Origin of the sequence: Formosa sp. L2A11 (assembly GCF_009796865.1) — a bacterium.
Lineage (GTDB): Bacteria > Bacteroidota > Bacteroidia > Flavobacteriales > Flavobacteriaceae > Formosa.
In genome coordinates, this window is sequence record NZ_CP047028.1 from 2,904,482 (window position 1) to 2,919,651 (window position 15,170).

The 15,170-nt window shown below is 34.2% G+C and carries 11 protein-coding genes; 3 read left to right on the forward strand and 8 right to left on the reverse strand.

Annotation, left to right across the window (positions count from 1 at the left end):
- From GQR95_RS12775 to GQR95_RS12805, 7 genes are all read right to left on the reverse strand, one after another.
- On the reverse strand, positions 1 to 948 hold the full coding sequence (locus tag GQR95_RS12775) for a nitronate monooxygenase family protein (protein WP_159023524.1): 948 nt from the start codon (positions 946 to 948) through the stop codon (positions 1 to 3).
- A gap of 115 nt (positions 949 to 1,063) precedes the next feature.
- Positions 1,064 to 2,998 (reverse strand): heavy metal translocating P-type ATPase, encoded by a 1,935-nt coding sequence (locus GQR95_RS12780; RefSeq protein ID WP_159023525.1) that lies wholly within the window; start codon positions 2,996 to 2,998, stop codon positions 1,064 to 1,066.
- Positions 2,999 to 3,070: 72 nt separating this feature from the next.
- A complete protein-coding gene (locus GQR95_RS12785; RefSeq protein WP_159023526.1) occupies positions 3,071 to 3,487 on the reverse strand; it encodes a Fur family transcriptional regulator in 417 nt (138 codons plus the stop codon).
- A 177-nt stretch (positions 3,488 to 3,664) separates the two neighbouring features.
- Positions 3,665 to 4,870 (reverse strand): efflux RND transporter periplasmic adaptor subunit, encoded by a 1,206-nt coding sequence (locus GQR95_RS12790; protein ID WP_159023527.1) that lies wholly within the window; start codon positions 4,868 to 4,870, stop codon positions 3,665 to 3,667.
- A gap of 1 nt (position 4,871) precedes the next feature.
- Positions 4,872 to 9,206: a CusA/CzcA family heavy metal efflux RND transporter gene (locus GQR95_RS12795; RefSeq protein ID WP_159023528.1), complete on the reverse strand. Its 4,335-nt coding sequence runs from the start codon at positions 9,204 to 9,206 to the stop codon at positions 4,872 to 4,874.
- A gap of 92 nt (positions 9,207 to 9,298) precedes the next feature.
- Positions 9,299 to 9,610: a DUF6660 family protein gene (locus tag GQR95_RS12800; RefSeq protein ID WP_159023529.1), complete on the reverse strand. Its 312-nt coding sequence runs from the start codon at positions 9,608 to 9,610 to the stop codon at positions 9,299 to 9,301.
- A gap of 394 nt (positions 9,611 to 10,004) precedes the next feature.
- Positions 10,005 to 12,200, reverse strand: a complete 2,196-nt coding sequence (locus GQR95_RS12805; protein ID WP_159023530.1) for a radical SAM protein — start codon at positions 12,198 to 12,200, stop codon at positions 10,005 to 10,007.
- A 168-nt stretch (positions 12,201 to 12,368) separates the two neighbouring features.
- Here GQR95_RS12805 and GQR95_RS17135 point away from each other — a divergent pair, with 168 nt between their 5' ends.
- Positions 12,369 to 12,782 (forward strand): class I SAM-dependent methyltransferase, encoded by a 414-nt coding sequence (locus GQR95_RS17135; RefSeq protein ID WP_370514489.1) that lies wholly within the window; start codon positions 12,369 to 12,371, stop codon positions 12,780 to 12,782.
- 6 nt (positions 12,783 to 12,788) lie between these two features.
- Positions 12,789 to 13,169, forward strand: a complete 381-nt coding sequence (locus GQR95_RS17140) for a hypothetical protein (protein WP_370514490.1) — start codon at positions 12,789 to 12,791, stop codon at positions 13,167 to 13,169.
- A 5-nt stretch (positions 13,170 to 13,174) separates the two neighbouring features.
- Here GQR95_RS17140 and GQR95_RS12815 read toward each other — a convergent pair whose 3' ends face one another.
- Positions 13,175 to 14,446 (reverse strand): MFS transporter, encoded by a 1,272-nt coding sequence (locus GQR95_RS12815; protein WP_159023531.1) that lies wholly within the window; start codon positions 14,444 to 14,446, stop codon positions 13,175 to 13,177.
- A 254-nt stretch (positions 14,447 to 14,700) separates the two neighbouring features.
- On the opposite strand from GQR95_RS12815, the gene GQR95_RS12820 reads away from it, so the two are divergent.
- The gene (locus GQR95_RS12820) at positions 14,701 to 15,075 is read left to right on the forward strand and encodes a hypothetical protein (protein ID WP_159023532.1); all 375 of its coding nucleotides are present in this window, start codon (positions 14,701 to 14,703) and stop codon (positions 15,073 to 15,075) included.
- Positions 15,076 to 15,170: the final 95 nt, after the last annotated feature.

The following is a 15,170-nucleotide window of genomic DNA, read 5'->3' on the forward strand; positions in this document are numbered from 1 at the left end:
TTAATCTATTAATTTAGACACAATAGCTTTAACTGGTAATATAGACGTGGTATACTCTATACTTGGTCCAGCCACCCAAACTGTTTTATAAGTCACTTCTTTTGCTGCTTTTTCTGTCGCTTTCATACCAATAGAAAAGCGCAACATTTTCACCCATTTTTTAAGACTCTTGTTTTTATTCAGCAGTTTTTCGTACCAGGGCTGACTAGTTCCTGTTTTCTGAACATAAGGCGTATTAATTACCGTACATGGCGTTCCCGAAATACGTTCGGTCATTATTATATCTTTGGCACCATAATCTACACACGCTTGCTTATATTCGTTAGTAACACCTGCTTCTATAGAAGCAATAAACGGACTTCCAACAGAAACTCCAGATGCTCCTAATTCTAGCATATAATCCACATCTGCTTTTCGGCCTACACCTCCTGCAGAAATCACTGGAATATTACAATGCTTCGTTAAATCTTCTATCAAATCTTCGGGAGAATCACCTCCTCTATGTCCGCCAGCTTGATTATTTACTGCAATTATAGCATCTGCACCTAAACACTCTACTTTTGTAGCAAATCTTAAATCGGTAACATCGCAAAATACTTTTATTCCTGCTTTATGAGCTTTATTAATTGTTTCTTCCGGACTACCTAAAGATGTAATAATAAAATCGCAACCCACTTCGCACAACACCGCTAACTGATCTTTGTATTTTATATTAGATTTATTCACTATCAAATTAAAACCAAATGCACCTCCTTCTACTTTAGCTGCTTTTAATTCTTGTATGGCTGCTTTTAACTCTGGTAATGTTCTATAATTTAAAGCAGGAATACAGCCAGCAATTCCACTTTCCATACCTGCAGTAACCATAGCTACATTAGAGACTAAAAACATGGGGGCTTGAATAATAGGATGTGTAATTTTTAATAATTCGGTTAGTTTTGTTTGCATATTTTTTAATAACGGTTACAACAAATATAAAAGATTTTATTATGCATGCATAATTTATTTTAGAATAGACTTTAATAGATTATATAATATTAAACTATTAATTAATTTATAGAAATTAATCCCAATGCATACGTTGTAGTCTAATAGCGTTTAGAATAGCTAGAAAGGCCACTCCAACATCTGCAAAGACTGCTTCCCACATTGTTGCCAGACCGCATGCTCCAAGAATTAACACAATGAATTTCACTCCAAAAGCTAAAGCTATATTCTGCCAAACAATGGCTTTGGTAGACTTACTAATTTTTATAGCTGTAACGAGTTTTGAAGGCTGATCGTTTTGAATAATAACATCTGCCGTTTCTATAGCCACATCACTTCCTAATCCGCCCATAGCAATACCAACATCACTTGTAGCAAGCACAGGTGCATCATTAATACCATCTCCCACAAAAGCAACCTTTACACCTTTGTTCTTCTTCAAGTTTTCAACGTCATTCAGTTTATCTTCTGGTAACAAACCGCCTTTAGCTTCGGTAATATTTAATTCTGAAGCGACTTGCTGGGTAATACTATCTTTATCTCCAGACAGCATTCTTATTTTAGAAATTCCAACAGCTTTCAATTTAGAAATAGTTGATTTAGCATCTACTTTCAACTCATCGGCAATTACAATATAACCCGCAAACATATTGTCTATAGCAACAATAACCACAGACTCTACTATACTTTCAATTTCATTAGAGACTTCAATAGCATTCAATTTCATTAACGTTGCATTTCCAACCAATATCCTTTTAGCATTTACTATACCGCTTAGCCCTTCTCCTGCAATTTCATTAATATCTGTAGCTTCTATATTCGTATCTGTATTATATAATAGTATAGCCTTTGCAATAGGATGCGTAGATTTCGCCTCCATAGCCATAACATATCCCATAAATTCTTGCTCACTTAGTTGAACTGTTTTAATGGTTTTTATTTTGAAGACACCTTGGGTCACTGTTCCGGTCTTATCCATAACTACGGTATTAATGTTACTCATAGCTTCTAAAAACGAAGCACCTTTAAATAAGATACCGTGTTTAGATGCTGCTCCTAATCCGCCAAAATAGCCTAACGGAATAGAAATAACCAACGCACACGGACAAGAAATGACTAAGAAAATCAGAGCACGATACAACCAATCTCCAAATACATAATCTAACACAAAGAAATAAGGTAACACTGTAATTGCTATGGCTAAATACACCACAATTGGCGTATATACTTTAGCAAATTTGCGAATAAACAATTCTGTTTTAGCTTTTCTAGCAGTGGCATTCTGGACTAAATCTAAAATTTTAGAAATAGAACTGTCTTTAAATAGTTTAGTCACCTTGACCTCTATCACACCATTTAGATTAATACTACCAGCAAAAACATCCTTTCCTTTTAAAATCGTATCTGGTTTACTTTCTCCTGTTAAAGCTGCTGTATTTAGGGATGCTTTAGTAGATAGCAATACCCCGTCTAAAGAGACCTTCTCACCTACGCGAACTTGTATAGTCTCTCCTATATTTACATTTTCTGGTGCTACAGCACTATAATTACCTTGACGTAACACCATAGCTTCTTTAGGACGTACATCTAACAAGGCTTTAATATTTCCTCTCGCTTTACTAACTGCGGCATCTTGAAACAATTCACCAATAGAATAAAACAACATTACAGTTACACCTTCAGGATATTCACCTAAAGCAAATGCACCTAAAGTAGCGATAGTCATTAAAAAAAATTCTGTAAAAAATTCGCCGTGTTTAATGCTTTCCCAACTTGTTTTCAATACAGGTAACCCTACCGGAATATAAGCTGCAGTAAACCAAATTAATCGAATTGGGTTCTTAAAAAAAAGCAAATTAAAATAATCGAGAGCCAAGCCAATGGCTAATAAAAGAAAACTAATTATAGCAGGCAGGTAGACATTTTTGTCTGAAGATTCCTGTGTATGACAGTGAGCACTACCACAACAATGTCCGTTATCTTGGTCTATCTCTGTATGTATTTCACTCATCTTTAAATCTATTTTTATTTAAACTTAATAATACTTCAAAGATGACCAATTAATTCATGCAATGGAAGTGCATTAATTGATACTACATTTATCGCAAATGCCTTTAACCACTAAATTCACATGTTCTGCAATAAATCCTTTTGGGACTTTAATTTTCGGAATTTTATGATCGGTTAAGCAAATGGTAGATCCACATTGTGTACAATGAAAGTGAAGATGCAAATCTGTATCTAAATCGCAATGGCAATTAGGCTCGCATAATGCATATTTAGTTACTCCTGTTCCATCATCTATTTGATGTACAATTTCCTTTTCTTCAAACGTCTTAATGGTGCGGTATAACGTTGTCCGATCTGCTTTATCGAATGCATGCTCGATATCGCTTAACGCTACAGCCTCATGTTTATCTGATAAAAAATTACAAATAAGTATTCGCATCGCAGTGACTCGAATACTTTTAGATTCTAAAAATGCTTCTACTCCTTGCATAAAATTACTGTTTATTTGAAACCAACTATACTCGAAAAATAAGTCTTAAAGATATTAAGCTAGTATCATTTAGACGTTAGATTCAAAAATAAATAAACTATATATTAGATTCCTCCTTTCCGAGAATGACAATTTCAATAGAAACCTCGAGATTGAACCTCGAGGAATTCTTTTTAATTAATGATGATGTCCTGCACTAGCTTTCTTCATTTCGGCACTTAAATAATAGGCGTTATTAAAAGCAAATTGTGTTGTTTTATCCGGTGCTTCTAAAAATGCAATGGCTTGCCAATTGCCATCTTTAGATCCAGGAATCACTTCTATAGGTTCAAACTTCCATTCATCTGCTTCCTGTTCTGCTTTAAACACAAAAAAGCTATCGCCTTCTTTAAAAATCGCTTCTTCAGGAATGGCTAAAGTCTCTGATTCATTGATCTGAATTTTCCCTTTAATATACATTCCTGGAATTAAATGTCCTTTATCGTTTTTAATCTCGGCATGCATATGAACGGCTTTCGGATTCTCTTCAAAAGTTTTACTTACTGAATAAATTTCGGCAATTAATTCGTCATCAGGAAATGATTGCACAGTAAACCTTACATTTTGGCCTTTTTTAACATAATGCACGTCTTTTTCAAAAACCATTAAATCGGCATGTACGTGATGTGTATTTACAATTTCAAACACTTCTGTTTCTGGAGCAACATATTGCCCTGTTTTTACATTCACTTTCTGCACAAAACCTTCAATTGGTGTACGTAAACCTACACGCTGAAAAATGGTACCATTCTGAATGCTTTTCGGATTTAAGTGCAATAATTGTAACTGTGCTCCTAATCCGTTTGCTAAAGCTTTAGAGGCATCATATTCTGCTTCTGCTTTCTGAAAATTAGCACCAGAACCTACACCTGAATCGTATAATGTTTTTTGACGCTCGAAATTTTTCTTTAAATAATTGCTATTACTATATGCATTTAAATAATCGGTTTGCATTTTAATAATATTTGGGTGCGATAAATACGCAACGACTTGTCCTTTTTTAACTTCATCCCCTTCAATCACTTCTATTGAAGCAATATTAGCCCCAACTATAGTCGTTAAAGCTGCTTCATTTTGTGGCGGAACCTCTAGAGTTCCGTTAGCTTCAACATAACCACTCATTAAACGATTAGATAAAGTATCTACCTTCATTTGTAGTGCTTGAAACTGTGAAGGTTTTAAGTGCACGCCTTCTGCTTCTTCATGATCTCCATGTTCATCATGATCGTCATGATGTTCTTCTGAAGTCTCATGATCACTATGTGCGTTATTAGAGTCTTTAGATCCGCAACTTAAAAGACTGGTAAAAAGTGTAAAGACACCGATATATATAATTTTTTTCATCTTAATTCTGATTAAAATATTGTAATTCGAATAAACTATTGAAGTAATTTAAAAGGGCTTCTTGTGCATCTAATTCCGATTGAATCGCCTCTTTTATAAGTTGAGAAAATCCGCTATAATCTACAGCACCTTCCTTATACGCTAATAATGCACCTTGGCGTTGTTCTTTGGCTAAGGGTAAGACTTTAGAATCGTAAAATGCCCAAGATTGCGACCATTGATTATAATGTGCTAACGCTTGTGTATATTCAGATTTCACTTGCGCTTGTCTTAACAACACATTAGACGTTGCAATCTCTTTATCTATTTTTGCTGTTTTAATATCTGCACGATGAGTTCCTGATAAAAACGGAATAGACACACCGGCTTGGTAACTGTAAAAACCAGAATTACCGTCTATTTTTTGTAAACCACCTTGTAAATTAAATTTTGGCAAACTATTCGCTTTCGCGGCCCTTAATTGCGCTTCTGACTCTTTAACATATAATTCTGCAACTTGATATGCTGGATGATTCTCAATGTCTAATTCCGATATTAAGTCGTCTTGACTATCAAACGTATCTGGAACCGTATAAAACGTATCTGAAGCTAACCACAAATTTAATTGTTGCAGTGCAATACTATATGCGGTTGATGCTTTTGATTTATTATTCTGAATTTGGTAAAACTGATTTTTTGCTGCCGAATATTCTAATCTAGAAATCGCTTCAACTTCATAGTTCAAAGCCACAGCTTTTTCAAACTTCGTATAAATAGAATCTAATTCTGAATATAAATGATATTGCATTTTAGTCTGATATGCTTTTACCCACGCTTTCTTAACTTCTAGCGCTAATTGAAGCTCTGACAATTTATACCCGCTTTCGGCTAACAAAATACGCTGATTCTGTAACTGCTTTTTAGGACCTATACCAAATACATCTATTTCACTTTGAGACATATTAATAGTAGTGTACACACCTTCTGTTCCTCGAAGTTCTTCTCCACCAGTAAACAGTTTAGTCGTTCCCAAATCGAAAGCCGTACTTTTTATCGCTTTCTCTTTATCTATCACTAATGCTTTTTGTTTTAATAACGGATATTGTGTCTTCGCTAATGCTACAGCATCTTCTAAAGAAATCTCCTGACCTAGATTTGGTACTTGTTGAGCGTGCCCTAATTGAGGAAACCCTAAACACAACACCAACATAGCAATTGCTGGTCCCATAGCACGTTTTAAGGTGATTTTATCTTGACGCTCTTCTACCCAATGATATAAAATAGGCAGAACAAATAGCGTCAATAAGGTTGATGTTAATAACCCACCAATAACGACAGTTGCTAACGGACGCTGTACTTCTGCTCCTGCAGATGCTGAAATTGCCATAGGCAAAAATCCTAATACATCTGTAAATGCGGTAAGCATAATTGGGCGAATTCTACGTTTTGTACCTTCAAAAATGCGGTCTTTTAAATTAATCACACCTTCATCTTTTAGTTCGTTTAAACCACTAATCATCACCAAACCGTTTAGCACGGCGACTCCAAAGAGGACAATGAACCCTACACCTGCCGAAATACTAAATGGCATATCTCTTAACCAAAGCGCAAAGACACCACCAATCGTTGCCATCGGGATGGAGATATAAATCATGAGCGTTTGTGGGAAGGATTTTAAGGCGAAATAAATTAATACGAAAATCAATAATAAAGCAATTGGAACTACAGTTTGTAATCGTGAACTCGCGCGTTCTAAATTCTCGAATGCACCACCATAACGGATAAAATATCCTGGAGGTAATTTTAATTCGGCATCTAACTTTGCTTGAATTTCTGTGACTAAAGATTTTACATCGCGACCACGAACATTCACACCAACATAGGTTCTACGATTGGTATTATCTCGACTAATTTGCATCGGTCCAGATTTATAAGAAATATCTGCAATTTCTTTTAACGGAATTTGAGAATTATTAGGTAATTTTATAAACAAATTCTGAACGTCTGTAATATCTGTTCTGTTTTTTTCTTGTAAACGCACTACAACATCAAAACGTTTTTCACCTTCAAAAATCACTCCTGCTGTTCCGCCTGCAAAGGCCGATTGCACAATGGTATTCAGGTTATTTATTTGCAATCCGTATTGTGCTAATTTTTGTCGGTTATACGTAATCGTCATCTGTGGTAAACCTGTGGTCGCTTCAGCTTTCATATCGCCAATCCCTTCAATACCTGCAATAAGTTTGGTTACTTCTTCAGCCTTTTCAGACAATATATAAATATCTTCACCATATAATTTAATAGCAATATCTTCACGCACACCTTCTAACAATTCATTAAAACGCATTTCCATAGGTTGCGTAAATTCATAATTTACACCAGGAAGAATTTGCACCGCTTCTTTCATTTTTTCTATCAGTTCGTCTTTAGAACGTGCAGACACCCATTCGCTTTTAGGTTTTAGAATAACAATAACATCGGCTAAATCCATTGGCATAGGATCTGTAGGAATTTCGGCAACACCAATACGACTCACCACTTTATCGACTTCTGGAAATTTAGCTTTTACAATTTGTTCAATTTTAGTGGTCGTTTCAACTGTTTCTGTTAACGAACTTCCTGGTTTTAAAATGGCATGAAACGCAATATCGCCTTCATCTAACTGCGGAATAAACTCACCTCCCATTTTGGTAAACATAAACACAGTAAGTGCAAAAAGTAAAACACCAAGCCCTACAATCCATTTTCCTTTATTTAAAGCTGAATGTAATAACGGTTGGTATTTACGCTCTACCCAATGCACAAATTTATCGCCATAAGACAGTTTATCAGATTTTGGAGCACGAAGCACTAAAGCCGACATCATTGGGACGTATGTTAAACACAAAATCATAGCTCCAATCATAGCGAAGATGAAGGTTAATGCCATGGGTTTAAACATTTTCCCTTCAATACCTTCTAATGCCAGAATAGGAAGAAATACAATAAGAATAATTAACTGACCAAAGAAGGCAGCATTCATCATTTTCTTTGAAGACTTAGACGCAATCTTATCTCTATCTTCAGCAGTAAGTTTTCCTTTCTTCAGGATTTGAGCAGCGAATACAAAAACGGTGGCTTCAACAATAATAACAGCACCATCTACTATAATTCCGAAATCTATCGCACCTAAACTCATAAGGTTCGCCCAAACATCGAAAACATACATCAGTATAAATGCAAATAATAAAGACAACGGAATGGTTGATGCCACGATAAGACCGCCACGCCAATTTCCTAATAAGAAAATCAACACAAATATTACGATTAATGCACCTTCAACTAAGTTAAAACTCACAGTAGATGTTGTTTTATCTATCAATACACTTCGGTCTAAAAGTGGTTGAATGTCGACACCTTCGGGAAGTGATTTCTGAATGAGTTTCATACGTGCTTTAACAGCTTGTATAACCTCATTAGAACTTGCTCCTTTTAACATCATAACCAATCCACCCACGACTTCTCCTTCTCCATCTTGAGTCATTGCGCCGTAACGAATAGCCGATCCGAATTTCACTTCAGCAATAGAACCAATAGTAATTGGTACACCTTGAGTATGAGAAACTACAATGTTTTTAATATCGTCTAAACTGCGAATTAAACCTTCACCACGAATAAAATTCGCTTGATGATTTTTCTCAATATACGCACCTCCAGTATTTTGGTTATTAGCTTCTATAGCTTCAAAAACATCGGTGATAGATAATCCCATCGCATTTAACTCTGAAGGATCTACAGCAACTTCGTATTGTTTAATTTTTCCACCAATAGCATTTACTTCAACAACACCTGGCACCATAGCCATTTGGCGTTGTACAATCCAATCTTGCATGGTTCGTAAATCTGAAATAGAGTATTGGTCTTTAAATTCAGGTTGTACTTTTAAGGTATATTGATAGATTTCTCCTAAACCGGTAGTTATTGGTCCCATGGTTGGCGTACCAAAACCTTCGGGAATATCTTCTTTAACTTCAGACAGTTTTTCAGACACTAATTGTCTTGGTAAATAGGTTCCCATATCGTCGTCGAAAACAATAGTCACGACAGATAAACCAAAACGCGATACCGAACGAATTTCATGTACGTTTGGTAAGTTACTCATGGCAACTTCTACGGGATAGGTTACAAATTGCTCAATGTCTTCGGTTCCTAAATTAGGAGCCTGCGTAATGACTTGAACTTGGTTATTTGAAATATCTGGAACAGCATCTATGGGCACTTTGGTTAAGCTCCAAATCCCTGCTCCAATTATGGTAAGCGTAAGCAAACCAATAATGAATTTATTATGGATTGAAAAATCAATGATTTTATTAATCATAGAAAATGGGTTATAATGTGATTATAAATTAGGATGTATTCTTAAATTTTGTTTAAGAATTATGTACTAAAACCCTGTAAAAACAGGACACATTATGCCCGAGGTGGCTGTAATAGCGTTTGTTTGTAGTCTTTACCTAGACTATCGAAATGAAGAAATTGTTTTGTTGAAATATCTAAAACTGTAAAGCTAACCTCTACAGAATTAAACTGAACCACGTGAATATGGCAACAATGACATTGGCAAAACGGGGAACATTCGTCTGAAGCACCATGATCGTGATCAGTATCTGAATGTTGAGAAACTTCAGTAGTACAATCATCACATACTGAAGCATCATCTTCGCAAGGCGCAAAGTTTAATGCTAAAAAGTAAACGGATAATAAGACTGCTAAAAATTTCATCGATTCAAATATACAAATTATTGTATGCAATAGGATTGCAAAATGCTATGTCTATATTTTAAATGTTTACAACACTAATCGTGTCCTAAATAATATTATATGTTCATTTTTTTCATTGATAAAAAGATCCTTCGACTTCGCTCTGGATAAACCAAGCCAAAAAAATCTAGGCTTACGAACCTTTATCTAAATTTTTCGTTCACTATCTAAATTTAAAGAACTCGCTACTAAAAATCTATAATATAAATACTTTCGTTTAGCTCAAACAGCTTTAAATTTTACGATACTTTCACTTCAAATTTTACGATAAATTTTCGATAGGCCAACCAAAATTCCATAAAGTCAGCAGCGGCAAATCTCAAAAAAAAGAGAGTAATCGTTTAGGATGCTATAGTTACAATACCAATAAGCCATGTTCTTTTAATGTATTTATAGGTTTTGAAAACCAGAACAATTCAAAATTTTCAAATTGCGATTCGAAATCCTTTTTCAGCATATTAAAAGATTTTTGAGTCGCACTATTTGGTGTAATCTCTTCTAAGGTTTGTAATAACCACTCGCCTTCTTCTAACGGTGTTGTAATTTGAAACGCATCTGTTTTATCGTAAAACGTCATTTTTAAACTGATATACGTATTTCCTTTTTTAGTTTTAGATAACTCTTCTACAAATGGAGATTTCCCTAACCATACAATTTTAGCTGTCGGTTTTATATTGAAATTAGGTTCTGTTTGTAACGCATTAAAAATACATTCTGAGTCTATTGTGGTATCTGGAACATTAAAATCGAACCAATCTTGAAGCGGTAAATCAAAACCAATACCGTGCATATAATTGAATAATGATGTTTTTAATCCGTTACTAAATTTTGAATGGTCAATTCCTGTGACATCAGAAAAAGCGATATCATTATTTGCAAATGTAATGTCGTTATAATGCGGAGTCACTCCAAATTCAGATGGATTTAAACCAATTGGACTATGCGCTGTTAACGCAAACTGATGCCAAAAACCAGACTGCAACACGCCAACTTCGAATAACTGACGGACCATTTCTAAACTATCTATAGTTTCCTGTTCGGTTTGTGTTGGATACCCGTACATTAAATACGAATGCACCATGATGTTACTTTCGGTTAAATTTCTGGTCACTTGTGCCACTTGTTCAACCGTAACACCTTTATCAATCAATTTCAATAAACGGTCTGATGCAACTTCCAATCCACCAGAAACCGCAATACATCCAGATGCTTTTAACAACACACATAAATCTTGAGTGAAGTTTTTCTCGAAACGAATATTTGCCCACCACGTTAACGTTAAGTCACGTTTTAATATTTCTAAGGCTAATGCTTTCATTAATGAAGGCGGTGCAGCTTCGTCTACAAAATGAAATCCAGTATCTCCTGTTTGCGCTATTAGTTCTTCCATCCGATCAACCAAAGTTTTGGCTGCAACAGGTTCATATATTTTTATATAATCTAAAGAAATATCGCAAAACGTACATTTTCCCCAATAGCAACCATGCGCCATAGTGAGCTTATTCCAACGGCCGTCACTCCATAAACTGTGCATGGGATTTGCTATTTCAATCACTGAAATATACTCACTTAAAAGTAAATCTGTATAATCCGGTGTGCCGACTTCACTTTGTTTATAATCTGGCAGCGGACTATCATTTTTATACACGACTGCATTGTTCTCTAACAACAGCGTACGTTTAAATTTAAAGGTTTTTGTGTCTTTATTATTGACTATTAAATCGTGTAATAATTCTACAGGTAATTCGCCATCGTCTAACGTGATGAAATCAAAAAATTCGAATACACGAACATCTTTTAATGAACGTAATTCTGTATTTGCAAATCCGCCACCAACAGCAATTTTAATATCAGGAAAGTGTTCCTTTATAAATTGAGCACAACGAAATGCACTATATAAATTACCTGGAAAAGGTATAGATAAACAAACCATTTTAGGTTGAATTTCTTCTAATTTGGCTTCAAGGATTTGTAATGTAATATCGTCTATAAACGTGAGGTCTTGCTGAAGGCTTTCGTACAATTCATCGAACGAATTGGCACTCATCCCCAAACGTTCTGCATAACGACTAAACCCAAAATTATCGTCTATACATTCAATAATAAAATCTGATAAATCTTCAAGAAATAAGGTTGCCAAGTGTTTGGCTCTATCTTGCATGCCCATATTTCCGAATGCCCAATTTAAGTCTTCTAAATTATCAAATCTAGAGGCTTGAGGTAGAAAATTATCGGTACAAATTTGTCTCGCTAATGTTGTGTTTTTTCCTTGTAAAAAACGGACTACAGGTTCTAACACTTTCAAATAATCGTCTTTTAAAGCATAAATACGCTGACCGTTTACACTTTGAATGGTATCATTCTCGTAAGCGAAATCGAATAACATGGTAAATGCATTTTTTGAAAATAGTTCTATAATCACTTCAATTCCCAAGTCCATTTGATATGAAGAAATGACTTTTGTATTTAGAAATCCTTTTAAATACGCCGTTGCTGGATATGGTGTATTTAATTGGGTAAATGGTGGAGTTATCAGTAATATATCTTTCAAAATAATGCTCAAATTTTTGACAAATATAATGTATTTGTCACCCGAAGTTTAATTGAAGGTTTTAAATCTGAAAATTCAAAATAATGCGTTCATTCTCATCTAAATCAATTTCATTTTAAAAATTATATGTATTTTGTTCATGCAATCAATATGAAACACCACCTGTCTATGAATCCTGAACACGATTATAAAGCTGTAAACAAAGACACTTGGAATGCCAAAACGGAAGCACATTTAGTTTCTGATTTCTACGATGTTGAAGGATTTATTAACGGAAACTCGTCTTTAAATGCTATTGAACTGGATTTACTTGGTGATGTAAAAGGTAAAAAAATATTGCATTTACAATGTCATTTTGGACAAGATTCTTTGTCTTTAGCTCGTTTAGGAGCACATGTTACAGGCGTGGATTTATCTGATGTTGCAATTAAAAATGCTAAAAAATTAGCCAACACACTTGAATTAAATACCACTTTTATTTGTTGTGATTTGTATGAATTACCCAATTATCTTGATGATACATTTGATATTGTTTACACAAGTTATGGAACTATTGGCTGGCTGCCCGATATTGAGCAATGAGCAAAATTGATTTCTAGATTTTTAAAACCTAAAGGTGAATTTGTTTTTGTCGAATTTCATCCGGTGGTGTGGATGTTTAACGATACGTTTGATACTATAGCATATAGTTACTTTAAATCAGATGCTATTATTGAAACCGAAACTGGTACATATGCAAATAGAGAGGCCAATATTACCCAACAATCTATTACATGGAATCATAGTTTAGGAGAAGTTCTTAGTGCTTTGCTTCAGAATGATTTACAATTAAAGTCTTTTGAAGAATTTGATTATTCACCTTACGATTGTTTTAGTCATACTATTGAGGTGAGTCCGAAACAATTCAGAATAAAACATTTAGAATCTAAAATCCCCATGGTTTTTGCGTTAAAAGCTATAAAACCATAATTATGTTATTTTACGCCATAACCTTGTTCGGGTTGTTGTTCTAAAATGGCTAAAGCTTTCTTTTTTAGTTTTACTTTTTTAAGATATTTGCCATAGAACAAGGTAATAATTATAGCTAAACCCCCCTGGATTAATACAGTAGATTGTACCCCAATATAATGTGATATACTCCCGATTGTTAAACTTCCAATGGGTAATAAACCGGTTAACGACATGATATAAATACTAATAACACGCCCTCTAAAGTGATTGGGTGCATTTACTTGAATAATTGTATTGGTGATGGTACGTATAGACATCATACCAAATGCTCCAATAGCTGCAAAGATTAAAGCCAAGGAAAAGATATTAGTTTCAGCAAATAAAATTAATCCGATTCCAAAAATTAGAGAATTTGTAGCTAGAATTTTACTTAAATCGGTTCCTGGTTTTAAAGACGCTAAAAATATGGCACCAATAAATGCTCCAAACCCAATCACACCATCTATAACACCTAATGTTGAAGCAGAACCATTAAACACATCTTTCGCAAATGCAGGAGTTAACGTGGTATAAGAGAGGACAAATAAGCTCATTAAACCCGTAAAAATAAGTACAGAATGAATTTCTGGAGTATTTAATATATACGAAAAGGCTTCTTTAAATTCTGATTTTATATTCCGATCTGCTTTTGGTTTTATGTCCTGTTTAGGTAAACGCATTAATAATAACGACCCAATAACAGGTATAAAACTCACGGCATTTAAAGCAAAACAAATATCGTCTCCAAAAGATTCTAAAATAAATCCAGCCAATGCTGGCCCTATTAATTTAGACAGATTTACCATAGATGAATTTAAAGCTAAAGCATTGGGTAAATCGTCTTTATTATCTACCATTTCTCGAACTAAAGATTGTCTGGCAGGCACATCAAAACCATTTATAACTCCTAAAACAGCACTTAATATAATAATGATCCATACTGCGTGTGTTTCAAAAAACATGATGGAAAAAGCTAAGAGCACAGCTTGTATTAAAGATACAATTTGCGTGATTAACAATACGGTATGTCTGTTATACCTATCGGCAACGACACCTCCATAAAGTGAAACTACAGCTGTTGGAAAAAGTGTTGCAAATACAGAAACCCCTAACATAAATTTTGACTGTGTTAAGCTATAAATTACCCAACTTACGGCCGTTTTCTGCATCCAAGTTCCTAAAAGAGATACAGATTGTCCCATAAAAAACAATCTGAAATTTCTACTTTTAAAGGAATTGAATGTGGTAAGATTCATATATTCTGTACTATTTTTAATTGTACAAAATTAAACTATTCAGTTCAGAAAAAGACTTCAAAATTATACGCTTAATCTATCCATCATCAATAATTATTATATTCTTAGTTTTTGGCAAATAATATAACAATCTATTCGCATAAAGATTCTACACACCTTAGAAAACATACTTAATGAAAAAATATTTGATATTAATTTTTAAAATAAAATGTTAAAGCCGATATTCATAAACACGAAAACATTAATTTCGTAGCGTGAAAAAAGCAGTTACATTTTCTGGAGGGGTATTATTAGCCTTTTTATATTGTTTTGCACTGTATGGTGTAGCACAACCGCTGCCTCAAACTTTCACAAATAACACAGAACATTCTGAAAAACATCAGGATGTTTCTTCTATAAACAAATCGCTTTTCAGTTTAACCTCTGAACCAGAAAACATAAGTATTCCATTTGGACCTACTACTTCTGGAGATTTCTCTAAAACCCCTGTATTTAATAGCAGTTGGTTTCCTAAATTAAACGAACGTATAGTTAGTGCTCAGATTTCACAATATACAGCATATCAAACCAATACTTTGGTTAACTATCGTAAAAACGATTTCATTTTTCCGTTTCATTATTTCTGGTAATACCTTGTTTTAATTGTGTGTGATTTCACACATCCTAATGACAACAGTAAGGTTATGTTTAATTACATAATCTACATTTATTATGACTTAATTTA